25 protein-coding genes are annotated in these 26431 nt (G+C 32.4%); 16 read left to right on the top strand and 9 right to left on the bottom strand.

Annotation, left to right across the window (positions count from 1 at the left end):
• From WAF17_RS09420 to WAF17_RS09360, 13 genes are all read left to right on the top strand, one after another.
• Positions 1–567 (top strand): cysteine hydrolase family protein, encoded by a 567-nt coding sequence (locus WAF17_RS09420; RefSeq protein ID WP_338769228.1) that lies wholly within the window; start codon positions 1–3, stop codon positions 565–567.
• 311 nt (positions 568–878) lie between these two features.
• Positions 879–1100: a hypothetical protein gene (locus tag WAF17_RS09415; protein WP_338769226.1), complete on the top strand. Its 222-nt coding sequence runs from the start codon at positions 879–881 to the stop codon at positions 1098–1100.
• 83 nt (positions 1101–1183) lie between these two features.
• Positions 1184–1933 carry a segregation/condensation protein A gene (locus tag WAF17_RS09410; protein ID WP_338769224.1) on the top strand — a complete coding sequence of 250 codons (750 nt, stop codon included), beginning with the start codon at positions 1184–1186 and terminating at the stop codon, positions 1931–1933.
• A 48-nt stretch (positions 1934–1981) separates the two neighbouring features.
• Positions 1982–2728: a hypothetical protein gene (locus tag WAF17_RS09405; protein WP_338769223.1), complete on the top strand. Its 747-nt coding sequence runs from the start codon at positions 1982–1984 to the stop codon at positions 2726–2728.
• Between the two features lie 594 nt (positions 2729–3322).
• On the top strand, positions 3323–4150 hold the full coding sequence (locus WAF17_RS09400; RefSeq protein ID WP_338769222.1) for a c-type cytochrome: 828 nt from the start codon (positions 3323–3325) through the stop codon (positions 4148–4150).
• A 212-nt stretch (positions 4151–4362) separates the two neighbouring features.
• The gene (locus WAF17_RS09395) at positions 4363–5556 is read left to right on the top strand and encodes a hypothetical protein (RefSeq protein WP_338769221.1); all 1194 of its coding nucleotides are present in this window, start codon (positions 4363–4365) and stop codon (positions 5554–5556) included.
• Positions 5557–5854: 298 nt separating this feature from the next.
• Positions 5855–7324, top strand: a complete 1470-nt coding sequence (locus WAF17_RS09390) for an alkaline phosphatase PhoX (RefSeq protein ID WP_338769218.1) — start codon at positions 5855–5857, stop codon at positions 7322–7324.
• Positions 7325–7480: 156 nt separating this feature from the next.
• Positions 7481–9343 carry a cytochrome c peroxidase gene (locus tag WAF17_RS09385; protein ID WP_338769215.1) on the top strand — a complete coding sequence of 621 codons (1863 nt, stop codon included), beginning with the start codon at positions 7481–7483 and terminating at the stop codon, positions 9341–9343.
• 177 nt (positions 9344–9520) lie between these two features.
• A complete protein-coding gene (locus WAF17_RS09380) occupies positions 9521–10288 on the top strand; it encodes a hypothetical protein (RefSeq protein ID WP_338769213.1) in 768 nt (255 codons plus the stop codon).
• A 65-nt stretch (positions 10289–10353) separates the two neighbouring features.
• Positions 10354–10929: a hypothetical protein gene (locus WAF17_RS09375; protein WP_338769211.1), complete on the top strand. Its 576-nt coding sequence runs from the start codon at positions 10354–10356 to the stop codon at positions 10927–10929.
• Between the two features lie 261 nt (positions 10930–11190).
• Complete coding sequence (locus WAF17_RS09370; protein WP_338769209.1) at positions 11191–12456, top strand: NAD(P)-dependent oxidoreductase; 1266 nt, start codon at positions 11191–11193, stop codon at positions 12454–12456.
• A 58-nt stretch (positions 12457–12514) separates the two neighbouring features.
• A complete protein-coding gene (locus WAF17_RS09365; protein ID WP_338769205.1) occupies positions 12515–13012 on the top strand; it encodes a hypothetical protein in 498 nt (165 codons plus the stop codon).
• 93 nt (positions 13013–13105) lie between these two features.
• Positions 13106–14101, top strand: coding sequence for an L-threonylcarbamoyladenylate synthase (locus WAF17_RS09360; RefSeq protein WP_338769203.1), 996 nt, complete (start codon positions 13106–13108; stop codon positions 14099–14101).
• A 327-nt stretch (positions 14102–14428) separates the two neighbouring features.
• On the opposite strand, the gene WAF17_RS09355 is transcribed toward WAF17_RS09360, so the two are convergent.
• Positions 14429–15184, bottom strand: coding sequence for a metallophosphoesterase family protein (locus WAF17_RS09355; RefSeq protein WP_338769200.1), 756 nt, complete (start codon positions 15182–15184; stop codon positions 14429–14431).
• Between the two features lie 444 nt (positions 15185–15628).
• Between WAF17_RS09355 and WAF17_RS09350 the strand changes: the two genes are divergently transcribed.
• Entirely contained in the window at positions 15629–18442 is a 2814-nt protein-coding gene (locus WAF17_RS09350) for a gliding motility-associated C-terminal domain-containing protein (RefSeq protein ID WP_338769198.1), read from the top strand.
• A 71-nt stretch (positions 18443–18513) separates the two neighbouring features.
• Here the strand turns inward: WAF17_RS09350 and WAF17_RS09345 are convergent, their stop codons facing one another.
• The 8 genes from WAF17_RS09345 to WAF17_RS09310 form a co-directional block, all read right to left on the bottom strand.
• Positions 18514–19098 carry a hypothetical protein gene (locus WAF17_RS09345; RefSeq protein ID WP_338769195.1) on the bottom strand — a complete coding sequence of 195 codons (585 nt, stop codon included), beginning with the start codon at positions 19096–19098 and terminating at the stop codon, positions 18514–18516.
• 87 nt (positions 19099–19185) lie between these two features.
• On the bottom strand, positions 19186–19734 hold the full coding sequence (locus WAF17_RS09340; protein ID WP_338769192.1) for a transposase: 549 nt from the start codon (positions 19732–19734) through the stop codon (positions 19186–19188).
• Between the two features lie 667 nt (positions 19735–20401).
• Positions 20402–20665: a hypothetical protein gene (locus tag WAF17_RS09335; protein WP_338769189.1), complete on the bottom strand. Its 264-nt coding sequence runs from the start codon at positions 20663–20665 to the stop codon at positions 20402–20404.
• Between the two features lie 120 nt (positions 20666–20785).
• Entirely contained in the window at positions 20786–21988 is a 1203-nt protein-coding gene (mnmA, locus tag WAF17_RS09330) for a tRNA 2-thiouridine(34) synthase MnmA (RefSeq protein ID WP_338769186.1), read from the bottom strand.
• A gap of 110 nt (positions 21989–22098) precedes the next feature.
• Positions 22099–22452: a four helix bundle protein gene (locus WAF17_RS09325; RefSeq protein WP_338769184.1), complete on the bottom strand. Its 354-nt coding sequence runs from the start codon at positions 22450–22452 to the stop codon at positions 22099–22101.
• A gap of 86 nt (positions 22453–22538) precedes the next feature.
• Positions 22539–22781, bottom strand: coding sequence for a hypothetical protein (locus tag WAF17_RS09320; protein WP_338769182.1), 243 nt, complete (start codon positions 22779–22781; stop codon positions 22539–22541).
• Between the two features lie 95 nt (positions 22782–22876).
• The gene (locus WAF17_RS09315; protein ID WP_338769180.1) at positions 22877–23191 is read right to left on the bottom strand and encodes a thioredoxin family protein; all 315 of its coding nucleotides are present in this window, start codon (positions 23189–23191) and stop codon (positions 22877–22879) included.
• Positions 23192–23375: 184 nt separating this feature from the next.
• Complete coding sequence (locus WAF17_RS09310) at positions 23376–24458, bottom strand: hypothetical protein (RefSeq protein ID WP_338769178.1); 1083 nt, start codon at positions 24456–24458, stop codon at positions 23376–23378.
• A 199-nt stretch (positions 24459–24657) separates the two neighbouring features.
• Between WAF17_RS09310 and WAF17_RS09305 the strand changes: the two genes are divergently transcribed.
• The gene (locus WAF17_RS09305; RefSeq protein ID WP_338769175.1) at positions 24658–25608 is read left to right on the top strand and encodes a glycosyltransferase family 2 protein; all 951 of its coding nucleotides are present in this window, start codon (positions 24658–24660) and stop codon (positions 25606–25608) included.
• A gap of 120 nt (positions 25609–25728) precedes the next feature.
• Positions 25729–26400 carry a thermonuclease family protein gene (locus WAF17_RS09300; RefSeq protein WP_338769172.1) on the top strand — a complete coding sequence of 224 codons (672 nt, stop codon included), beginning with the start codon at positions 25729–25731 and terminating at the stop codon, positions 26398–26400.
• Positions 26401–26431 lie beyond the last annotated feature (31 nt).

Raw genomic sequence — 26431 nt, 5'->3', positions numbered from 1 at the left:
ATGAAATTAAGACAAAAAAAAATAGCACTACTTTTGATTGATATTCAGAAAGCTTTTGATGAGGAAGAGTATTGGGGAGGCAATCGAAATAACAAAGATGCTGAACAAAAATCAGGACAAATTTTAAGCAAATGGCGAGAACTAAACCTACCTATTTTTCATATTGTTCATAGTTCTCAAACTCCTACTTCAAGGTTGCATGAATCTCACGCAGGATTTGAGATAAAAAATGAAGTAAAACCTTTGAAAGGAGAGCCTGTAATCAAAAAAAATGTAAATAGTGCTTTCATAGGAACAGATTTAAAAGAAAGGTTAGAAAAGCAGAATATCAAAAATTTAGTAATTGTAGGACTAACAACAAATCATTGTGTTTCAACAACAACAAGAATGGCTGGTAATTTTGGCTTTGAGACATTATTAATATCTGATGCAACAGCTACATTTGACAGAATTGGAGTAAACGGAGAAAAATTTTCATCAGAAATAATTCATCAAACTACTTTAGCAAGTCTAAATAAAGAATTTGCAGAAGTAATCGATATGAAAGAATTATTTTTTAGATTGTAACGCCATAAAATTTTACTTAAAATATTGAATAAAGTCTCCTTCACGAATACAATGAAAAATTAGAATTTGATGATGATGATTTTAATTTTCTTTAGATATTTTGGAAAAGAAGATAAATTGAAACTTTGTAAATAGTCTGTAATCAGACTTTGACAATAGTTTATTATAGAACTATTGTCAGAGTTATTTTGGATTACCAAAAAACTACTGACAAAGTTGTTTTTGCTAAAAGCAGAGCTAGAACGAGAAAAATTATTTATTGAGAATAGGAAGAAGTCATAAATTTAATTACTTTTTTTAACTAAAAAACAATGAAATATAACCTAGAAGAAGCCTTTGAGCAATTAGAAAAAATAAAAGAAGAGAGTAATATTGTTCTAGTTAAACTTGATGGAGCAAGAGAAAAAGATAAAATTACAGTTGTAATTAGTAGGGTAAAATCTATAGAAGGCACAATTCAATACCATGGAAATGATCTATTATTAGTAATTAATAAGGCAATTAATCGATATTATGAAGTAAAATCTACATAACAGAAATTTAATTAGACTCATTTTTTTATTACATCTATCAAATAACTTCTAAAACCTAACTTCATATTTCTAACTTTGCATCTATGTACGAAATAAAAATACCCGTTTTTGAAGGCGCATTTGATTTGTTACTTTTCTTTATTGAGAGGGACGAATTAGATATTTATGATATTCCGATTACCAAAGTAACGACTGATTTTTTGGAGTATATCCGTGCGCTAGAACAAATGAATATTGAACTGGCAAGTGAATTTATTGTAGTAGCTGCCACGCTCATGCAAATAAAAGCAAAAATGCTACTTCCTCGTGAGCAGGTGGATGAAGAAGGAAATATTATTGACCCAAGAAAAGAACTTATCCAACAGCTTTTAGAATACAAGCGTTACCGTCCTGTTATTCAGCAGCTTTCTAACTTAGAAGATGATGCTTTGGCTAGAGAAGTGAGAGGAAATATTATTTCAGAACTCAAATCGCTTAATAAAGTCCGTCCAGAAGATGTAGATTTGGAAGATGTAGATTTGTACAAACTCCTAAAGGCTTTTCAGAATGCAATGGAACTGCACGAGCTTTCAAAGCCAAAATTAAATAATATAAAACCCTATCCATACAGCGTAAATAATCAAAGAGCATATTTGATTCAGAAGGTCTTGAATAATGAACGAGTAGATTTTATAGAAGTCTTGAAAGAAAGTGGAAACCGTGTTTTGGTCGTTTTTAACTTTTTAGCTATTTTAGAGCTTATTCAAGTGGGAGAAATTCGTTTGGAAATAAAAGAAGAGCCAAGTTTTAATGAGTTTGTTTTGATGAGAGGAGAGCCTTCCGTTGCTTCTTAAAATAAGTTTTTCTACTTACATTATTTCACCAAACTTTACTTATTGCTTATGTTACGTTACTCTCTTTTTTTACTCTGCTTACTTTTTTTGAATGTTTCCTGTCAAAATAAATCAGAAAAACAAGAAAACACCAAGATAGAAAAATCAGAAGCTTCTGCCACAGAAGAAAAAAATAATACAACGACATCTTCTAATACAGAGAATACAGAAACATCAGAACCAGTCAATAACTTGCCTTCAATATCTATCAAAGAAGAAAATAATGAAGTTGAAATAAGCCGTTTGCCTCAAAATATAGATGAGTTTTTAGAAGTTCGTGATAAAATTTCCACAACACCAAAAGGAGGTGCAACAATGTTTATTGTGGCTTGTATGATGTATGTCAATTCTTCGGATAATGATTTAGCTCCTCTGACTGTGGCAGTAGCAAAATCTCGCTTACAAAAAAGTAGTAAAGGTTATAAAGGCTATATTCCCAATCCTTCTGACCTTCGTTTGATAAAAGACCAACTCAAACGCTACCCTTTTTTACCTAACTCTTATGTTTTGGAAACATCTCCACAAGAAGGATATAGTTTATCTGACAAGCCTTTGAAGTTTAGTTTTTCTACAAATAAATATAGTGGCTCAGAAGATGAAGGAAAAATAAAGTTATTTGTGCCTTCTTCGGGAGCAGATTCGCCACGTCCTATAAAAGTAACTCGCAATGACAAAGGATTATGGAAAGCTGATGAGTGGAGCAGTCTTTTAGTAGGAATCCGAACACCTCCAAAGGCTGATAATGATGATTTGTAAAATTTATTTGAAATCAAATAGGGGGTAGAATAAAAAAATACGTCTATTGAGAAGATAGTTTTTAAAACACCAAACCTGTTTAAGAATGATTCTTGCTACTATATTTCCATATAGGTCAGCTTCGTAGAGCAGACCGTTTGGTAGTGTATTTCAGATATTTTTAGTTTTCTAATTCCTATTCATGTTTGGTAACATATAGACCTTAGCTTTCCTATTCTTAAACAACTTCACAATTACAAATGAAAAATAACAATTCCCTATTTTTATTCTTGTCTCTGGTTATATGTTCATTAGTAATATTAACGTAAACTCGGGATTATACCTACTGATTGTCAAATAGTTAGCCTGTTTTTTTTAATCTTCGGTACTGCCCTTTCGGGCTGACCTTGATTAAAAGTAGGTCAGTATCGTTAGAGCAGACCGAAAGTAGCTTTCCTTGTAGATAGAGAGATATTTCAAACTGTTTTTAATACCGAGTTCACGTTAATATTATTTTCTTGTGCAGAGCAAGAAGACTCTCTCCCAATACCAAGAACAGAGCAGTTTGAAGATAAACTCTCTAGCTACAATATTTATCAAGGAGAGATTAAAAAATTGAATCCTTCTGCAGAATACCATTTATTAGAACTTAGTTCAGCTTTATTTTCAAATTATGCTGAGAAACAAAGGCTCGTTAAACTACCCACAGGAGAAAAAATGATATATGATGGTAATGGTATTCCTATTTTTTCTAATGGAACAATTTTGGTCAAAACATTTTATTATTTCAATGATGTTAGAGATACAACTTTGGGCAAAAAGGTAATAGAAACAAGGTTACTTATTAAAAGTGAGGGTTTATGGAATGTTGCTACTTATGTTTGGAATGACGAACAAACGGATGCTGACTTAAAATTAAATGGTTATGATACACAAGTCAGTTGGACAACTCTGTCTGGGATAAACAGAACAATTAGGTATCAAGTACCGAATCAAAATGAATGTATTTCTTGCCACCAACTCAATTCAGAAGTTTTGCCGATAGGTCCTAAGCTAAGAAACCTAAATATAGATGTAATACGAAATAATGAAAGTATCAATCAATTAGAACACTTACAATCGCTTGAGATTCTAAATGATTTTGATAAAAGTCAAGTTGCAAAAATTCCAAACTACAAAAGTTTAAATGTTACATCAGTAGAGAAAGGCAGGGCTTATATGGAAATGAACTGTGCTCATTGTCATAGCCCTTCTGGATGGAGCAGACCAGCAAGAACAGGTTACGATTTTAGATTTGAGACAGATATATCAAATACTAGAATCTTAGATAATAAGGATAAAATTAAGGAAGTTCTACAAAGTGGAGAAATGCCCTATTTAGGAACAACTGTAATTGATGAAGAAGGAGTTGAGCTAGTGATTGAATATATCAATAGTCTGTAATTATTTTAGTGATTTTAGAAATACTGTATATTATTTTGTATTTTGATATAAAATCGTATTCCATAAAATAAATATTGTGGAAACGGGGGGAAATTAAAACTATCAACCTTTGCTAAATAAAATATCTATCAAAGATTGATAATTCTTTTGGGGAAAGATACATTACAAATTCAAAAAAACTTCAAAACTATTTCCCAAATAGATATTTTTCAATGCAACGTACTTTATTTTTATACTTTTTTGTAGTTTTATGTTATTCTCCAAGAATACTAAAAGCACAAACTTCTCACACAACAGATTCTACACATCTTACCCAAAACAAAACAGAGCAAAAGAGTTTTGTCAAAAAAATCACAGATTTATTAGCTTTTCAGAACAAAGCAGAGAAAACACAAGACTCAATTCGGTTCAGAAGCAAATTAGTTCTCTCTCCTGGGCTTACATATAGCCCTGTTACAAGTTGGGGAGTAGGAACAGGAATCAATTGGAATTTCAGATTTAAAAATATCTCTTCCTCTACTCGTACTTCCAATGCAGGTAATATGATAGCCTACACTCTCAGAAATCAGTTTATTATAGGCAGCAGATACACCATTTTTACTAACCACGAAAACTATATGATTAGGGGAAATAGTAGATATTCTAAGTTTCTTCAATCTTATTTTGGTATCGGAATTTCTTCACGTAAAGAAGATGAGGAAATCATTGATTATCAAAATATTCGCTCTTCAAATATCTTGTACAAGAAAATTTTTGGACAGTTTTTCCTAGGTGTAGGTTTTAGATATAGAAACATTTGGAATATTAAGTATAACAAAGAAGGACTGATAGATATGGAAAAGCCTTTTGGCTATAAAGGTTCAGTAGCTATAGGATGGCAGTTAGGTGCTATTTTGGATAGTAGAGATAATATTTTGAACTGCTTCAAAGGAGTTTTTTACAACTTTAGATATGTAAACCATCAAAAAATAGGAGGTAGTATTCCTTTTCGAACACTTCAAATGGATATGCGACATTATTTCAAACTCTCTGAAAGAAACGATATACTTGCATTTCAAGCCTTTGGAATTTTTAATAGTCAAACTACTCCCCTACTAGAACTAGCTCCATTGGGAGGAAATGAACTTATGAGAGGCTATATTCAAGGGCGTTTTATAGATAACAACGTTATTGCAACACAAGCAGAATATCGCTTTCCAATTCTTGAACCTATTGGAATGGTTATTTTTGGGAGCATTGGACAGGTATATAATTCTGTTTCAGAACTCAATCTATCTAATCTAAAAACAGGCTATGGGGCAGGAATACGTTTCCAACTTTCAAAAGCTGAAAGGCTCAACCTTCGTTTTGATATAGCAAAAGGGGATAACCTAAATTTCTATTTTGGAGTAGCAGAAGCTTTTTGATTAGGGAAATGCGACTTAGAGTAATTAAATCATCTAATTACTTTTAACACTTTAGTAATCTTAGCAAATTAAAGAAATAGCTCTAGCTAGTTGTAAATCAAGGAAAAATACAAAATAAATAGATTTTCCATTTTTGAATAAAAAAACTTTGGGTTAAAAGAATCCAAAGAAATCGTTTTGAATGATTATAATTTTGTAGTCAAGAGTTTATATCTAGGTAAGATGAGGAGAGTAAGTTTGCAGCATCAAAAAATCACTAAATGCTCAGTCAAAAATTTACTATTCAAAATCATTCAAAATGAAAACTTCAAGAATTACCTTATTTACCTTTGCTCTGGCAGCTTCAAGTCTTATTTCTTCTTGTAAAGACAACGAAGACACACCAGAAGCAATCACAACAGAAGCAGAATTAGCAGCTCATTCTATTACACCTTCCTTTTTAAAGCTATCTCCCGAATTTTCATCTGTAAAAGTTTATCCTTTACTTTCTTCAGAAGACAAACTAAGCGAAACTCCCAACTTTGTGTATGGTTCAATGGCTGACGGAGCAGGTTTATTGCAAAACGCAGACGGAACTTATACACTCATCAACAACATTGAGGCAGATTATTCTATCGCAAGAATTACACTTGACAAAACTTTCAAGCCTATCAAGGGCGATTATATTCTCAATGCACAAGCTACGGCTGCTACGGCTCAATGTTCAGGTACTTTAGTTACGCCACAAGAACACGGATTTGGTCCTTTATATCTTTCTGGTGGAGAATGGGGTGGAGCTTCAAAGGGAGTTTTTGCAACTGACCCTTTCAAAAGTGCTACTTCTGCCTCTTCGGCTCGTATGCTGACAGCGATGGGACAATGGTCGACGGAAAATGCTGTTCCAATCGGAAAAGATGCTTATCCTAATCAGACCGTTGTTTTCATTGGAGATGACCATGCAGATAATTCTGTTCCTTCTGGTCAGCTTGGAATGTACGTAGGCGATAGAGGAGATTTAGATGGAGGAAAACTTTATGCTTTGAAAGTAACTTCGGCAGGTATCAATTATGAAATGGATATGAAAGAAGGTAATTCTTACGATATGGAATTTGTAGAACTCAATGAAAAAAACATTGATTTGCTTGATGCAGAAGCAAAAGAACAAGGCACAATGGGATTCTCAAGAGTAGAAGACATTGACTGGAGAAGAGGTTCAGCTTCAAACAACAGAGAAATTTATTTTTGTGTTACAGGACGTAAAAAAGATGGTTTGGTAGGAAAAGGAACACTCTACGGACGTATCTACAAATTAGAAATGAACCCAGAAGACCCTACAAAAGCAGGAAAAATTACTTGTGTTTTAGATGGCGACAAACTAGATGGCAAAGCAAAAGCATTCCACAGTCCAGATAATATTTTGGTAACTGAAAACTATGCTTACATTCAAGAAGACCCAAATGGCTATTTTGATACACAAGACAAAACGCATTATGCACGTTTGTATCAATACGATTTGAGAAGTGGAGCATTAAAAACTGTTTTGGAATGCGACCAAATCACAGCAGCAGCACAAGGCTATGGCAAAGAAGATAGAATTTGGGAAATAACAGGAATGATTGATGTTTCTGATATAGTAGGAATAGATGAAACTTTCATAGTTATTACTCAAAATCACGGTTGGGAAAATGCTGACGGCACAGCTTTTACAGACCCAAATGCAGTTTCTAATGTAGAAAATAGCCGAAAAGAAGGCAGTATGTTATTTGTTGTGAATGGTTTAGGAAGATAATTTTTTCTATTCTTACGTCATTAAAATAATGTCTAAAACAGCCCTAAGAAATGATTGAATCATTCAATTTTTTCTTAGGGTTTTTGAAATTTAATACTGTAAAATACCTCAACGACGGCTTTATGCCTCGTTGACGGTTAATAAACATAACCTCAAATGAAACTCTCCACATTTCTACTTACCATACTTTCTATTTTATTAGTTGCAGTTGCTTGTCAAAACTCACAAAAAGAAATTCCTCAAAAAGACAGCAAAAAAGAAATTACAAATCCATTCAAAGAAATAGAAGCAATTTATTTATCCAATATAGAAAACTGTATCAAAAATTTAGAAGCTACCAAAACAGCACTCAATTTTATTGATAAAGATACTGCTTACAATAAAGTTCATATTCAAAAAAGTCAGAAGCATTATAGAGAAGCGAGAAATAGTTTTAAGAAAATAGAACCAATTTTAGCTTTTGTAGATGCTGATAATTACAAAACATTAAATGCTCCAAATATCTTGAAAGTAGAAGAAGAAGACGCAACGAATATCAAAATTATAGAGCCTTTTGGATTTCAAGTATTGGAAGAGCTTTTGTTTTTAGAAACTCCTCAAAATGGAAACATAGACAAAGAAACAATCAAAAATATTCAGAAAAGTGCAGACAAAACATTGCAAAGATTAACACTCATTTCTCAAAATACTGACCTTTCTGTTTATAAAAACTATCATTTTTTGTGGCTTTTTAGAGATGCAATTTTTAGAGTGGCACTTACAGGAATTACTGGTTTTGATTCGCCGTCTGGAATTTCTCTTGATGATAACAAAACTGTTTATGAAGAACTAAAAAACTACTTGACTTTCTTTGAAAATGAATTTGAAGATGAAAACATGTATCAAGAATGGAAAAATTCACTACAAAAAAGTATTCAGTTTTTGAATGAAGATGACAAAACTAATTTTGAGAATTTTGATAGGTATTCATTTATAAAGAATCATACAGAAGAACAGATTCAGCTTTGGAACAAAACAGCAAAAGATTGGAATATAGATTTTCCTTTAGAACTTGCCATTCAAAACGATGCTACTTCACTTTTTTCAGATTCTACATTCAATCTCAATTTCTTTTCTGACCAAAAACTAGGACAGATCTCAAAAGATAAAATTGTTTTAGGCAAACAGCTTTTCAATGACGTAAATCTTTCTAGCAACAAAAAAATGAGCTGTGCGACTTGTCATAACCAAGAGTTAGCATTTACAGATGGAAAGAAAATTTCAGAAGGACAAAAAAGAAATAGTCCGACGCTCACTTATGCAGCACTTCAAAAAGGCTTTTTTCACGACAACAGAGCAGGAAGCCTTGAAGGACAAATTGTATCGGTTATTAATAATGAAACAGAATTTCATACCAATGCAGAAATTATATTAAAAGCTGTCAAAGAAAATCCAGTTTATGTAAAACAGTTTTCAGAGCTTTACCCAGACAGTGTTACCGAACAAAATATCCGTACAGCAATGGCAGATTATATCCGAAGTTTTTCGCCTTTTTCTTCTAAATTAGACAGAAATATGAATGGAACAGAGAACAGTTTTACACAAAATGAAATCAATGGTTTTAATCTTTTTATGGGAAAAGCTGCTTGTGCAACCTGTCATTTTGCGCCACTTTTCAATGGAACAGTTCCACCATCGTTTAAAGAATCTGAAATTGAATTGATTGGAGTTCCTTCAAAAAACGATACCATCAATGCCAAAATTGATACTGATTTAGGAAGATATAACGTTTTCCAAACAGAAGAAAGAAAGCATTTTTTCAAAACGCCAACACTTCGAAATATTTCAAAAACTGCTCCTTATATGCACAACGGAGTTTATCAAACACTAGAAGAAGTAATGGATTTTTATAATCGTGGTGGTGGTGCAGGAATTGGAATTGATTTGGAATATCAAACCTTACCTACTGAACCTTTGAATTTATCCGAACAAGAGATTAAAGATGTAATTGCTTTTTTGAAGACTTTGGATGATGAGTGAAAGAAGGATAATACAGCTTTTAAGTCAGTTTAGCCAAGTCTTCTATCTCCTTTGAAAGTAAATGAAAATTAACTAATTTACATCTGCAAAATATATGACTGGAAGCTGAATACATATTGCTCATTCGTTAAAAATGAGCGAGGGCAGGGGAATATCTTTTCAAACAATTATAGTATCATGAAAAAAATAGAATCTAAAGTAGAGTTCAAGGATACTCACAATTTAATTGCTCAAAAAATTAGTTCTCATTTAGAGGGGCTTAATAAATACAAAAAAGACGACCAACAGAAAATCTTAGAGTTATGTCAAGTTGGAAAACTTTTAGGGACTTACTTTAATGACTTTGAAATAAAGGAAGTAACTGAAAAACCAGATTTTGTAATAACGAATGGACAAGTATCAATTGGTGTTGAACACGAATTGATTTTAGATAATGAAGCTAAGGCAAAAGAAGGATTCTATGAAAATATTTGTGAGAAAGTTGAAATAAATTTACAGAATGATGATTCAATTCCAAACTGTCTTGTAAACCTCTATTTGAAAGGTAATTTGAGCTTTAAGGTAAATGATAAGGTAAATTTGATTTCTGACTTGACGGAAATTGTTAAAAAGTTTATTCTGACAGATACATTAATTGAAAATAAAATTGTGAGAGATGCACACAAAATGAGGCATAGTAGAAAAAATGTAATTCCAAATTTCGGAGCTTATATGCAAAAGACAATTACCAAAGATTTGATATTTAAACATATAGAAAAGAAAAAAGATAAAATCGCTACATACAGAAAAAACACAGAATTAAAACAGTGGTTAGTATTAATAATTGGTGGATTAGGAGCAAGTTCTTTTGAAGTAGATGAATCATTTGATATGAATATTGAAACGGATTTTGACAAAGTATTTTTGTACGAGGATTTTAGAAATCAACTTTATGAACTAAAATAGAAACATTTACAATAATTTTTAGTATTTGAATAATAATGTGAACAATCCATTAAAATATCTTATCTATGAGAAAAATTACCTTTATATTGCTTGTGTTTTTATTTGCTTTCACTAAAAAAGAACATCATGTTAATGATATAAATGAAACTATTTCAGTTGTACTTAATTTTGAAGAACAAGATCCCCATTTAGATTATGTAGTCTTGAATTTTTATTCAAAACAAAAGTATTCTAGGAATTTGATAGTCTTTGATATGGAGGTACATACAAAGTATGAAGAACTGGAGGCATATCGAAATATTGGATTAATTATGCCGAGTTCGAAGCATGAAAAAACCACTTACGACCCAGTTGTAATAACCACAGAAGAGGCAGAATCAGTTGAAATGGGTTGTTTCAAAGTACTATCAGATGGGAAGTGTTATAAAACGATTAGACCTTCTACTGAAGGTGTATATACTATAAAAGAATTAAGTTTTTCCCTTTCTAACAATGCCTTAGAAGATCCTTATGAGGTATTAGAAAAAGAATCTGTTTTAAAATTCTATCTAGCAACGTCTTATGGAGAAATAAAGTCTAAAATCAAAAATTCAGATGAATTGAAAAATAAAATACCAAATATAATTAAGAAGTTTAGATAGCTACTTGCTCTCAGTTGGATGTAGAATGAAAAAATAAATTATAGTTAAACGTAATCTGCGACTACGGTTTATCAGTATGGCAACTTTTAAGTCAGCGTAGCTAAATTTTAGATTTGCCAGTGTGGGTCATTATAAATTAGATTTATTTGGTCTTTATTTTCAGCTTACCGTTACAGTCTCCAACAACTCAAACAGAAGGAACATTTTTTTCGTATTTTGCAGCGAAATTAAGTTTAACACACAGAAACACAGTTCCTTTTTATGCAAAAAATAGCTATTATTCGTGAAGGCAAAACGCCACCAGACCGTCGTGTCGCTCTTACTCCCACACAATGTAAAGAAGTTTTAGATAAATATAGAACAGTTGATAAGGATTTTGAGATTTTGGTTCAGCCAAGTCCCATTCGTTGTTTTTCAGAAGAAGAATATGAAAAAGCAGGTTGTAGAATCACAGAAGATATAAACGAAGCGAGTATTCTCTTAGGCGTAAAAGAAGTTCCAAAACCTCAGCTTATTCCCAACAAAACGTATTTATTTTTCTCTCATACCATCAAAAAACAGCCTTATAATCAAGATTTATTAGAAAAAATAGTAGAAAGTAATATTCGTCTCATAGATTATGAAGTTCTGACTAATGCAGCAGGACAGCGAGTAATTGCCTTTGGTCGTTATGCTGGAATTGTAGGAGCGTATAATGGAATCTTGACGTATGGAAAGCGTTTTGGTTTGTTTGATTTGAAATCAGCCAATGAATGTTTTGATATGGACGAAATGTGGAGTGAGTTTGAAAAAGTAAAACTCCCAAATATCAAAATTGCCGTTACGGGAGGTGGAAGAGTTGCAAAGGGTTCGGTAGAAGTTTTGAAGGGAATGAAAATAAAAGAAGTAAGCCCAGAAGATTATTTGAGTAAAGAGTTTGATGAAGCTGTTTTTACCCAGCTACGCTCAAAAGATTATCATTTCAAAAAAGGAAGCTCTAAAGAAAATAAAGAATTTGAGCTAAGAGATTTTTATGATAATGCTACAAATTATGAAAGTCATTTTTCAGATTTTACTCAAAAAACTGATTTACTAATTGCTGCTGCTTATTGGAATCCAAAATCACCTGTTTTGTTTACAAAAGAGGAGATGAAACAACATGATTTCAAAATAAAAGTCATTGCAGATATTACTTGCGATATTGAAGGTTCTATTCCTTCTACAAAACGTCCTTCTACGATTGCAGAGCCTCATTATGATTATAATGCAGAAACAGAAAGTGAAGAAAAACCATTTTCTGATGAAAAAAATATAACAGTTATGGCAGTAGATAATTTGCCTTGTGAGCTTCCTAGAAATGCCTCAAAAGATTTTGGTAGAGAACTCATAGACCAAGTGTTGCCATATTTATTATTTGAAGATAATCCTCATTATTTGAAAGAACATAATTTCACAGATGGAAAGCGAATCAGCAGAGCTACCATCGCAAAAAATAAAGACCTTGGAGAAGATTTTGAATATTTGAGAGATTACTTGGAAGGAAAATAAAAACTCAATCCCTAAGGTTTTTTGAAGAATCTTAGGGTTTTTTTAAAAAAAAACTGCTATGACTACAAAAGAATTTATTGAAAAATTAAACTTTTCATATTTTAAAACCTATTCTCTTCTTAGGTTAGAAGAAACTAGAAGTTACAATGATGAGTTGGAGGTCAAACTAAAAAGTACGATAGATGAAATAGAAAGAAGTAGAGTATTAAGCCTAATGATTAGGGGAACAAAAGAACTTTTAGTAAAAACGGGTCTTCCTCACCCAACAGCAAAAGAAACAGGTGTTTTTATAAAAAATAGTACCAAATATGAAGTTTTACAGCAAATTTTAAGTACAGATTTTAGTCAACAATATGATTGGATGTGTGCGCCAGTTTTTAGAGAAATGATTGTATTTTATGATAGTAATCACAATATAATATCTTTATTAAACATCTGTTTATCTTGTGATAGAATAGAAAATGATTATCAAGATAACATAAAAACAGATTATACAATATTTGATAAATTACGAACATTTTTTTTAAATATAGGACATCCTCTAGAAGACAAATAATATAATTTTTTGCTATTTCTAGTGTCTCACTAAAGACACATAACATTAATAAATAATCTTTCATTCATTTTAAAGAAAAAACCAGATTATATTTTGAATCAAAAATCAATTATTGGAAGCAATATAAAAATTGCAAAAGAAAATTTAGAAAAAGGAAGTTTAGTTGCTATTCCTACCGAAACAGTTTATGGTTTGGCAGCCAATGCTTTTGATATAAAGGCTGTTGCCAAAATTTTTGAAGCCAAAAACCGTCCTACTTTTGACCCTTTGATTGTCCATACAGACAGTATTGATAAAATTAAAAGCTGGACAACTGATTTTCCAAGCTGGGCAGAAGAACTAGGAAAACATTTTTGGGCAGGTGCTTTGACACTACTCTTACCTAGAAAACCAATTATTCCAGACCTTGTAACAAGTGGGCTTCCACACGTTGCTGTTCGTATTCCAAACCATAGTCTTACTTTAGAGCTTCTTAAAAGTCTTGATTTTCCACTAGCTGCACCAAGTGCAAATCCGTTTGGTTATATCAGTCCGACAACGGCAAATCATGTTTTTGAGCAATTAGGCGAAAAAGTAAGTTATATTTTAGATGGGGGAAGCTGTCAGATAGGAGTAGAATCAACAATAATTGGAGAAGAAAATGGACAACTAACAGTTTTTAGAAAAGGAGGAATAGCAATAGAAGAACTAGAGAAAGTAGTGGGAAAACTGATTGTAAAGGAACATTCAAATTCGAATCCTCATTCTGATAAAAAAGAACTAACAAAAGTAGCTTCTTCTGGAATGCTTTTGAGTCATTATGCACCCAAAATAAAAATGCGTTTGGGAAATATCGAACAAATGTTGAAGGAAAATATATCAAATAATGAAATAGGAATTTTGTCATTTAATAAAACGTACAATCAAATTCCTACTCAACATCAATTTGTTTTATCAGAAAAAGGTGATTTTTCGGAAGCTGCACAAAACCTTTTTTCTCATATGAGAGAACTAGATAAGCTCAATATTAAAATTATTTTGGCAGAACTTTTACCCGAAAAAGAATTAGGAAGAGCAATCAATGACCGTTTGAGAAGAGCAGCTTATTAGGAATTAGGGACTGGATATTGGGAACTAGGGAAATATGAATGCAATTATTTAGGACACAGGAAATAGATATTGGGAACTAGGGAAATACGAATGCAATTATTTAGGACATAGGAAATAGATATTGGGAACTAGGGAAATACGAATGCAATTATTTAGGACATAGGAAATAGATATTGGGAACTAGGGAAATACGAATGCAATTATTTAGGACATAGGAAATAGATATTGGGAATTAGGGAAATACGAATGCAATTATTTAGGACATAGGAAATAGATATTGGGAATTAGGGAAATACGAATGCAAGGAGCTGGGAGCAATCCTTCTTTTTACAAAAAATGACTTCTTGACGAAGAGCGTTCTGTTTCTATATTTTCTTGCAAAATGATTTCTAAAGTATCTAAGTTAAGAGCTAAGAGTTGTCCCAAACCTGCTTTTCTACGTGCTTTATAAACACAACCATTATCAATACAAATAGAAGGATAACCATAGTCAATCTCTTCTTGAATAAACTGTAAATATTCAGGAACATGTCCGTGAATAACTCTTTTTTCGCCCACTATATTTGTATCAACTTCGAAATAACGCAACCAAAGCATTTTTTCAGTTTCAGAGAAAGGGTCTGGAGCTTCAAAATCAAAACCTGCATGAACCAAATAATAATCTTCTAATTCAAAATAATAACACAAACTTTCCAAAAAAGGTAAATATTCAGGCAGAATACGACGGTTTTCATCTACCAAACCTCTCCCACGATGCAAAACAGGAACGAGACGAATTGATTTATCTCCTCCTGCCCTACGATGCGCTCTTATAAGAAGTTCTTCGTGATTTCCTCGCAAACAAAAAACAGAGTAGGTTTTTTGAAGTTCTATAATATAATCTAAAACTCCTTTGCTATCAGGTCCTTTATTGATATAATCTCCTAATAAAAAAAGCTGGTCATGAGAAGAAAGGTTTATTTTTTTGATGAGTGCTTTGAACGTTTGAGCGCAGCCATGTATGTCCGAAATGGCATAGCGAGTACCTTTGGAAGAGTCAATTTGTGGAATAGTACGAGTAACAGATATATTTGAAGCATTCATTTTTCAAAAATAAGATAATTCTATCAAAATAGCAGGGCTAATTTTTTTTATTTATGATTTTATAATTACAGTCATAGAATTTGTTTAAGAATGCAGACTTGTCTTTAGAATTAGATTTAAGAACTCAATTCTAAAGAAAATATCTCTGCCTTTGTTGGTATTTTAGCGAAGCGACACCAACAAATACATGTAAAACCTATTCTTAAACAACTTCATAGATATAATTTACCTTTGATAATAAATAGAATTTTAATATAATCCAAAATTTTGTATTTGTGATTGACTACCTTATCTTTATATTTACCTTCTAAAAAATACAATTCTGAACTAGAGTTGATAATTAAATTCCCTTCTAAAAAAAATAAGTAGAGGTTTATCAAAACCCTCTTTTAAAAATACAGTTATTTCGATGCTACTCTTAATCGACAAAATAAATTTATACCAATGAATAAGGATTTGTTCTATTTTTTACAAAACATAAAGCCTATCAAATCAACTTTTTTTGCTTCTAATTTGATGTATAGAGTTTCTATATGTTTACTCTTTTTATTCTTTTTTTCTCAAAATACATATGCTACTCATGTGAGAGCAGGAGATTTGACAGCCGAGCGTATTTCTGATATTAGTCTAACCTATCGAATCACAGCAATTATTTATACTGATGATGCAGGAGTTCCACCTGATGCTGAAATTGAATTTAATTTTGGAACTGGAGAAACACGTATGGTAAGTCGTCTTTCAGGAGTCAGTATTGGAAATTCTACGACACGAAATACTTATACAACTACTTACACATTCCCTGGGGCTGGAGAGTATAATGTAGGTGTAGCTATTCGAAATCGTAATGAAGGAATCGTTAATATTCCTAATTCGGTCAATACGGCGTTTCATATTCAATCTACATTTTTGATAAATCCTTTTTTGGGACTGAATCGCTCACCTGTTTTGCTTGTGCCACCTATTGACTTTGCTCGTGTAGGTGAAACATTCATTCATAATCCAGGAGCATATGATGCTGATGGAGATAGTTTAGCCTATATTTTTGTTACTCCCAAACGTGCTATAAATACGCCAGTTGAAGGTTTTAGGCTTTTAGATGACCCTTCTTTTGGTGGAGAAAGTGAAGATGGAGGTGCTGTTACGGCTACTCTTGACCCAATAACAGGGGATTTGGTTTGGAATACGCCAGGGCGAACAGGTCAGTTTAATGTTGCTTTTATTGTACAAGAGTGGCGAGAAGGAGTATTGATAGGGCAAGTAAATCGTGATATGCAGATTATTGTACGAGATAATCCAAATAAACGTCCTATTTTAGAAATTCCTAGAGATACTTGTGTTACGGCAGGAGCATTTTTGAGAGATACGATTACAGGAACAGACCCAGACGAAGATTTTGTCCGTCTTTCTGCATTTAGTGCCTTATTTGCAGAATCAGAACAATTAGAGCCTGTCCCACCAAGAAATTATGCAAATTTTGATATTCTGAATATTCAGCCTCCAAATGGAGAAGAAAAAGGTGTTTTTGATTGGCAAACCGTCTGTGAAGATGTTCGTTTGCAACCGTATGCCGTAACATTCAAGGCAGAAGATAACCCAAACCCTAATAATAGGAAATTAGTAGATTTGAAAACATGGCAAATACGAGTGGTAGGGCCAAAACCTGATACGCTTATTGCAGAAGCAAATACAGTTGATAATAGTATTTCACTAAGTTGGTTTTCTTATCAATGTCCGAATGCCAGTGAAATGACGATTTGGCGAAGAACAGGTTCTTTTGAGTTCAATCCTGATACGTGTGAAACAGGCTTACCAGCTTTTACAGGTTATACACAAATTGGAACAAACGAAATAGGAAATCGTTTCTTTTTAGATGATAATAATGGCGAAGGGTTAGAACGAGGAAAAACATATTGTTATCGTATTTTTGCAAAATTCCCAAACCCAGCAGGAGGAGAAAGTTATGTTTCTGATGAGGTTTGTGTAATCATTCCAACTAATGCACCCTACATCACAAAGGTAAGTGTAGAAGAAACAAACACACAAAATGGAGAAATGCAAGTAGAATGGACAAAACCTCAAGACCTTGTAGAAAGTCAGTTTCCACGACCGTATGAATACGAACTTTTCCGTGCCGATGGTTTTTCAGGAACACAAAATTATACTCAATTAGGAACTCGTTTTGCAGAAAATGATACGACTTTTAGAGATATAAATTTGAATACAGAAGAAGAAGTTTATAATTATAGAGTTCTTTTTTATTCAAATAATAGTTTGGTAGATTCTTCTGCTGTGGCTAGTTCGGTTCGATTAAATGCAACGCCTTTGGTAAATGCAGCTACTTTAAATTGGAGTGCAGAAGTGCCTTGGAATAATACAGATTCACGTTTTCCACAACATTATATTTATCGCCAAACGGATGCTGATGGAACTGATTTTGTTCTTTTGGATAGTATAAATGTCTTTAGTGGTTCGTTTTCTTATACAGATACAGGACTGGAAGATAAAACAGAATATTGTTATTTTGTTACGACACAAGGAAGTTATAACGAGGAAGGATTGCCAGAACCACTCTTGAATAAATCTCAACGAGTTTGTATTGTTCCACTAGATGAAACGCCTCCTTGTTCGCCAACGACATTATTTTTAGATTCTTTGATTTGCGAAACCATCAATTTTGAAGACCCAATTTATTGTAGTGATTCTCTTTTTAGAAATAATTTGAGATGGCAAAATGATTATTCGCCTGATTGTGATTTGGAAGTGAGTAGTTATAATTTATACTTTAAAGCTCAAATTAATGATTCGTTGCAGCTTTTAGTCAATACTACTGATACTACTTTTATACACGAGCAGGTTCGTTCTGTGGCAGGTTGTTATGTGGTTACGGCTGTGGATGCTTCTGGAAATGAGAGTACATTTAGCAATCAAGTTTGTAATGATAACTGTCCGAATTATGCGCTACCAAATGTATTTACACCAAATGGCGACGGAATAAATGATACTTTTAGAGCCTTAGATTGTCCTGCTTTTGTAAAAAGTGTAGAAACCAAAATTTATAGTCGTTGGGAACAACTTGTTTTTGAAACCAATAGTGAAGAAGATAATAATGTCTTTATTGATTGGAATGGAGAAAATAACAACGGAACAGCAATGCCTTCTGGAATGTATTTTTTCCAAGTAAAAGTAACTTTCAATCGCTTAAATCCAACTGATGAAGTTTTGATTTTGAAAGGTTGGGTTTCTTTGCTTAGAGAATAAGAGTAATTACGAATTTAATTCTATAACGAACGGTTTGCTTTTGTGTGAACCGTTCGTTTTTTTATAGAGAACTATTTGTCTATTTCTGGATTTCTCTCTAAAATAAATTTTTCTAAGTTATTCCAGCTTTCTCTACAAAAGTTATCTAGTGGGAAGTTAGATAAAGGCATTACTGCCATCAAACATTTAAAACATATTTCTATTTCAAATTTTATTTCATCATTTTTATCTAAAAAAACAAGTGCATGGTTAGGTTCATAACAAAAAGCAGTTGTTCTAGGTCCTTCTTTATCCCCTGTTTTGCTTGTAATTATACTATAAAGTTCATTTTTTTCTTTTTCATTAAGCACATATAAGTTTTTGATATACAACATGTTCAATTGATTATCTTTTACAGCCAAATCTGCTATATCCATAGCATTTACTCCCTTTTTGAATAGTTTTTTAATTTCTCTCATATCTTTACGATTTTGAGGATTTACACCAAAATACAAAATAGCTACTTTTGTAGTATCCATCACATCTCTAAGTTCTTTTATTTCCCTTCCTACTAAGCAAGAATCATAAAATTCTGTATCTGTCGTTTGGGCAAAAACTGAATTAGTAAAAAAGACAAAGAAGGCTAACGAAAGTAGAATTTTTGTGTATTTGTTCATAATGTATTGTTTATATGGAAAGCAAAAGTTTTTCTGCCCTTGTCGGTATTTTAGCGAAGCAACACCGACAAGAACATTTGCACAAAATTACTCATACTGCTCCATATAATGCGATAAAAATTCAAAATCATTTGTTTCTTCTTCATAAAAATTAAAAGAACTCCATTTATATTGTTCTAAAGAACCTACCAACATCCATTTTCCTTTTACTGGATTGTGATGAACATAATCTAATTTTTGTTCTAGCACTTTCCTAGAATAAAGAAAAATAGGCAAAGGGTTACGCTGCCAAAACTGATATTTTCTGTCGCTTTGAGTTGATTCAAAACGAGGTAAAACGTTAGGATGAAACTCTTTTAAGTCTTTTTTGATTTTATTGGACAAAAATTTAAAAAAATCACGCTTCACATTTGACAAACGATAAGGTGCTAAAATTTTCCACATCAAATGAATATGATTAGGCATAATCACAAAAGCATACACTTTTACTCTTTTTTGAGTTACCAAAAAAGCTAATGAATCAATAATCAACTGTTTGTATTTATCTAGCTTCAAAAGAGGTAACCAGTTTAAAATTGTAGCCGTAAAAAAGTTAGGATAAATGTGTTCGAATAACTCTTCATCTTCGTTTTCCATAGATTTGTGGCAGTTTTTGTTGTCGGTGTCGCTACGCTTAAACACCGACAATGGCTAGTTCTTCTGCTTTTCTGTTATGATTGGTTTATCAAGTTACAAAACTTCTTGTTATCAAGATAAAAATATATAGGTATTTTCCTCTGCCCTTGTTGGTGTTTTAGCGCAGCGACACCAACAAGAACACTTGCAAAAAACGTTTCATGACTGCACAAAATTCATTTTGAGTAATTCTTTATTGTTATTTCTATAGATTTATGGGTAGTTTTTTGTTGTCGGTGTCGCTATGCCTAAACACCGACAACGGCTAGTGCTTCTGCTTTTATGTTATGATTCATTTATCAAGTGACAAACTTCTTGTTACAAGGTAAAAATATATAGGTATTTTCCTCTGCCCTTGTTGGTGTTTTAGCGCAGCGACACCAACAAGAACACTTGCAAAAAACGTTTCATGACCGCACAAAATTCATTTTGAGTAATTCTTTATTGTTATTTCCATAGATTTTTGGGTAGTTTTTGTTGTCGGTGTCGCTACGCTTAAACACCGACAACGGCTAGTGTTTCTGCCAAGCTAAAGAAGTTTCATCTTGAACATTATTTTCTACATTGACTAGCTTGTCTTCGTAATCTGAATCCATAAGTTTTTCTTATCTAATAAATAATAGTTTTATTACCAACTTTTGTCTAACCAATCTGATAATTCATCATAATTAGGTGGAGTTGTTTCCCCAAATCTATTTAGTAATTCGCCTGAAAGCCAAGATTCAGCTTTTTCTAATGCAGAATCTAAAGAAGAAGAATCTTCATCTTCATGACATAAAGTATCTTCATAGAACACTCTAACTAAAGAACTATATTCTTGAGAAACTCCTAATTCTATCCAGCCTTGTGTATTAATCCACCAAGCTAAACTTGGATATTTTTCTGAATCCATATTTTTGCTTTTTTGAGTAAAATAAAATATAGCTAAAAATTTAGTGCCATTTCTTATAAAGAAATACCCTTATCAATTTCCATAAAAATAAAGAAACTAACAAGGGTAGAAGTAATAATCTTAAACCGTCTTAGGCTTATAAACTTCCGTAGGAAACAAATTTTTCTCTATGCGTTCGTTTCCAATTTGTTGGAAGGAAGAAACTATCCAACCTCCACCAATTACATCATCGCCATCATAAAAAACGGCAGACTGTCCAGGGGCAATGGCATCTACAGGCTCGTGAAAAAGAACGGTAAGTTCTTGTCCGTCTTCGCTTTGTGTGATGGTTGCTGGTGCGCCTGCGTGGTGTACACGAACTTTTGTAGTGGTCAGCAAATCGCCTTCAATGTTTGCATATTTTTGAAGATTTAATTTTTTGACAATCATTCCATCTCTATACAAATCATCTTTGAAACCTAAAATAACCTCATTGGTATCTTTTTTAATCTCAACTACATAAGCAGGTTCGCCGAGTGCAATTCCTAATCCTTTGCGCTGTCCGACTGTATAAAACGGATAACCTTCATGTTGTCCGACTACTTCTCCAGTTGTCATTATGAAATTTCCTTTTCCTACTTTTTCGTCCATATCTGGAACTCTTCTTTTCAAGAAGCTACGGTAATCATTATCTGGAATAAAACATATTTCATATGATTCTGATTTTTTGACAAGCTCATCAAAACCTCTATCCAAAGCCATTTGACGAATTTGTGCTTTTGTAAGATTTCCTAAAGGAAGCATTGTTCTACTCAAACTTTCTTGCGAAACGCCCCACAAAACATACGATTGGTCTTTTTTGGTATCGACACCTTTTGAAACTATAAAACGTCCGTTTTCCTCTCTAATATTGGCATAATGACCTGTCGCAATATACTGACAACCCAAATTATCGGCACGTCTTAAAAGTGCATCCCATTTGATATGCGTATTGCAAAGCACACATGGATTTGGCGTTCTGCCTTCCATATATTCTTCTGTAAAATAATCGATGACGTAATCGCCAAATTCGGAACGAATGTCCAAAATATAATGAGGGAAACCCAAATCAACCGAAATAGAACGGGCATCATTGATAGAATCCAAGCTACAACAGCCTGTTTCTTTTTTCATATTGCCACCAGAAGCAGCATAATCCCACGTTTTCATTGTCATTCCGATGACTTCATACCCTTGTTCGTGCAGCAAAACGGCTGCCAATGAACTATCAATTCCACCACTCATGGCGACCAAAACTCTTCCTTTCGAATTAGGGTTTTCTGGATTTTTTGTTTTTATATTCATAGTATTGTTTTTTGAAGTGGATTCAAAGTCCACTAAAAACGATTTATTTAATTACGAATTGTCAATTACAAATTACAAATTGAAAAATCATAATTTTCAGCTTTACTGATTTATTTGTTATTCTTCTTCAAAGAAACCTGTATTTTACCAATTATTTTACAGATTTCTTCTGCATCTTGAATCAGACTTTTACTCATTTCTTCTGAAAGATAGTCAGTTGCTTCTAAGAGTTTAATCCAATAAAGTGTTTCTCTAGCTTCTTTGTATGCAATGGATAATTTAAAACCAAAATCGGTTCTAGAATATCCACCTATAGCCTCTTCTACGTTTGCACCTATTGAAGTTCCACTACGTAATAATTGTTTTGACAAAACATATTCTTGTTCAGAAACTAAAAACTTATAAGCATTCACTATTCGGATAGCAAAATCAAAGCTCTTTTTCTGAATAATGTTATCTTTCATAGTTTATTGTTAAGTAGCTGTGCATCTACTATTATATCGTATTAATGTAATTTCCAATTCGTAATTCGTAATTGAAAATTCGTAATTCAGGAGATTGAATTTCTAACTTTCTGCGTATATTCACGCATAGCAGCACGAGCATCAATGCCATCTGTTGCCATTTTTTCTTTTACCCAAACGGCTGCAATTACGTGTGTAAATTGTTCGCCTTCGTCTTCGCCTTTTACTTCAAAAGTAGGGTTTTCGCCTTCTTCCATAGCCATTTCAGCTTTTTTGAGGTCTTCTAATGAATGGTTTTCTACTAATTGTTTTATAACTGGTAATTTCATAGTATAAGTAGCAAACAGTTTTAAACTGTTTTTATTTTGGTAAATAAAATAATTTATTGAATTGTTGTTACGACACTTTCAAAGTGTCACCTACTTTACAATTTCTCCAAAAGCTCAACAATTCCCTCTTCTTTGCTTGTCGAAACTCCTTCTACAAACTCTCCATTTTTGAAAATAGCAAAATAAGGTAAGTTTTTTACACCTGCTAAGTTTCTAGCTTCTGGATTGTGTTCTGCATCAGTATCTAAAAAAGTAATCCCTTCGAAACGCTCATCATTAGAAAGACGCTTATATTTTGGTTTGATAAGTCGGCACGAGCCACACCAACCTGCGTAATATTTTACAATTACTTTTTCGTTTTGGTTCAAATTTTCTTTTACGTTTGAGTCGTCTATGTCTATAACTGCCATGATAATAAAGTTAGAAGTTAGATTTCAGAAGTTAGAAGTAAAGACAAATAACATCTGAAATGAGAATAATATTTTGCAAAAATACAAACAAAAAACCAAATAGTTTTTTGTCCAGCTTAAAGAACTTTTGTGAAATGGTTATGTTTTATAATATTTGGGTGGAATAAATTTTTATTACTAAGGTTTATTTTTTTGTGAAGAACATTTTGATAGGAGTGAAATTCTCTTTGTCCTTTCCTAATATTCTATCCATTTCTGGATCAACGTAATAAGCTGTAAACGAAGTGTCTGTTTGATTTTCAAATTTCCAGTAGTAAGTTTGAATATTTCGGTGTCTAGGGTTTATACTGAATAATTTGAGTGTGTCTTGATTAAAGTCCCAACCAGCAATAGGCACAGAGGCAAAACTGGCTGTTTCTTTTTTTCCATTAGGTAAGATAACTCCTGTTCCCTGATTTGCACTACGATCAGTATTTAAGACTAGCTCGAAGAAATCAGATTGAGATGTATTTTTTCTTGGTATAATGGCTGTCCAACTTCCTATTAATTTTTTATCTTCTTCATTATTCCAATAAAACTCTTCTTCTTTGATTGGAATATCTAATTCATAACTATTACGGATTACTGTCATAGAAATTTGCCCTGTTATTTCTATTCTAAAAGGGATCAAAATACCAGAAATATTCCTATAATCGCTGAAATTAGACGTAAAATAAGTATCTATTATCTTTGTCAAAAGACCAGTTTTTTTATCAAATTCTCTAATATCGCTTCTACCATCATCTCCTATTACTTTAATACGATATACTTCTATGGAATCTCCTTGTTTTTTTTCACCTAGAAATTCCATTTTTTTATTCTCTTTTAATAATGCTTGTTCTCCTATTATGTAAAGAGCATCTTTACTTCCTTGTAGTTGTTTTTGAGGCAGTGCAATAATATACTCTGGCGTTTTTGAAATACCAACATTATCTATTTGTATTATAGTCTGTCCATTGTCAAGTAATTCACAGTTGAATTTTCCATTGATTTTTAGAACCTCTTTTTTTGTGCTATCTCCGTTAGCATATGCTGTCATAATACATTTTGCTGTTCTTCCAATTGGTAAGTTACTCGCTCCTCCAACGGCTGCAATATAATTCTCTATAACCTGTCTAGCATTAGTAGGAGAAGGGTAAGGGAGTTTTGATTTTTTTTCAGTATAAGAAGAGGAAAGTAAAGTTATAAGTACAAATGATAATATGATTGTAGAGTATAAAAAACGCATAGTATTAATTTAGAAAATAGAGTTAAAGATGAAAAATTATAAATATTTTTATATTATACTACAAATATACCCAAATTAGTGCAGTTTACTATTTTCATAATTTTACTGTTAATGAATTTAGTTGATTCTAACTAAAAAACAATCCGTACTTTTGCATTCGCATTCATTCATCATTTACAATTCATAATTCATCATTTTCATGACCCAGCTTTCTGTCATTATTCCTATCTACAACGAATCTCTCAATATTCATTTGCTTCATGAAAGACTTACTAAAGTAGTTTCTAATTTGGCAAAAACGTATGAACTTATTTTTATAAATGATGGAAGCAAGGATAATTCATTAGAACTTGTAAAAGAGCTTTCTCTTGAAGATAGTAATGTGAAATTTATTGATTTGAGCCGAAATTTTGGTCATCAGATTGCTGTTTCAGCAGGTTTGGATTATTGTAAAGGAGATATGGTTGTGATTATTGATGCTGATTTGCAAGACCCACCAGAGCTTATCGAACCAATGTGGGAAAAGCTCAAAGAAGGTTATCAAGTCGTTTATGCCAAACGAAGAGCAAGAGCAGGAGAAGGATATTTGAAAAAACTAACTGCCAAAACATTTTATCGTTTGCTTTCCAAGATTACTTCTTTTCCAATTCCTGTCGATACTGGAGATTTCAGAATTATGGATAAAAAAGTAGTGAACGGACTTCGCCAAATGAAAGAAAATCATAAATTTCTGCGTGGACAAATTGCTTGGATTGGTTATAATCAGACCTATGTAGAATATGATAGAGCCGAAAGAAATGCAGGAGTTACAGGGTATTCATATAAAAAAATGATAAATCTTGCACTTAATGGAATTACAGCTTTCTCAAATGTTCCTATCAAATTTGTTACTGTTTCTGGCTTTGTGGTTTCTGCGATTGCTTTTTTGATGATAATTTATTCTTTTATTGCAAAGTATTTTGTTGTTACAGGTTATGTAGATGGCTGGTCTTCTATTATGGTCAGTATTATGTTTTTGGGAGGTGTGCAGCTTATTAGCTTAGGAATTATTGGAGAATATATCAGCAGAATAAATACAGATGTCAAGAATCGTCCTCTTTATTTTGTGGCAGAAACGAATGCAGAAAATGAAGATAAGTCATTAAACTAATATGTCTTTGAGAATTTAATTTAAAAAATACTATCTAATCTATAACGAAATGCTTATTTTTGGGCAACTTGTATAAATCTGATTTGTCTTATTTTATCTGCTTTTATCCTCAATTTTAAAATGGAAGAACCAATAAACTATGTCTTGTATGGAAGTATTTTAGGTGCATTACTTATTGTAGTGATAATTTTACTTGTATTTCGCAAAAAAATTATGCTTTTCTTACTGACTAATTTTTCTGATAAAGCTGTCAAAACAACTGTTTTAGAAGTTTTGGAAGGAGATACGATTGTCGTAGAAATTCCTAAGGATAAAAATCAGCCAAACAAAACCTCAACATCTCTTTCTGTAAATGATGAAAGCGAAACAAGTTGGACAGTTCGTCTGATTGGTGTCGATACGCCTGAAAGCCGTGCTTCTTTGTATATCGATGAAGCTCCTTTTGGAAAAGAAGCCTTAGCCTATACAGAAGATAGGTTTAATGCAGATAAAAATATCATTTTAGTTTTTGATGAGCAGCTTTTTGATAAATTTGAAAAGCATCTAGCCTATATTTATTTTCCTTCTGGAGAGTGCCTGAATGCAACACTTTTGAAAGAAGGTTATGGGTGGATAAGAAACCATGCTTTTACTATAAAATTCGCAAAAGAATTTGGAAAACTACAAGAAAAAGCAAGAACAAAGCAAAAAGGAATTTGGAATATGTATGTAACAAAAGGAATTTTGAGAGAGGAATACAAAGAAACTGAACACTACAAAGAATATAAAAAAAGAGTAGAAGAAAATGAATAAATACTACTTTCCTCAACGACGGCAACGCCTC

The sequence above is a fragment of the Bernardetia sp. ABR2-2B genome, from assembly GCF_037126435.1.
Taxonomy (GTDB): Bacteria; Bacteroidota; Bacteroidia; order Cytophagales; family Bernardetiaceae; genus Bernardetia.
Note: the sequence above shows the minus strand (reverse complement) of the source record. Positions and strands in the feature narration are given on the sequence as shown.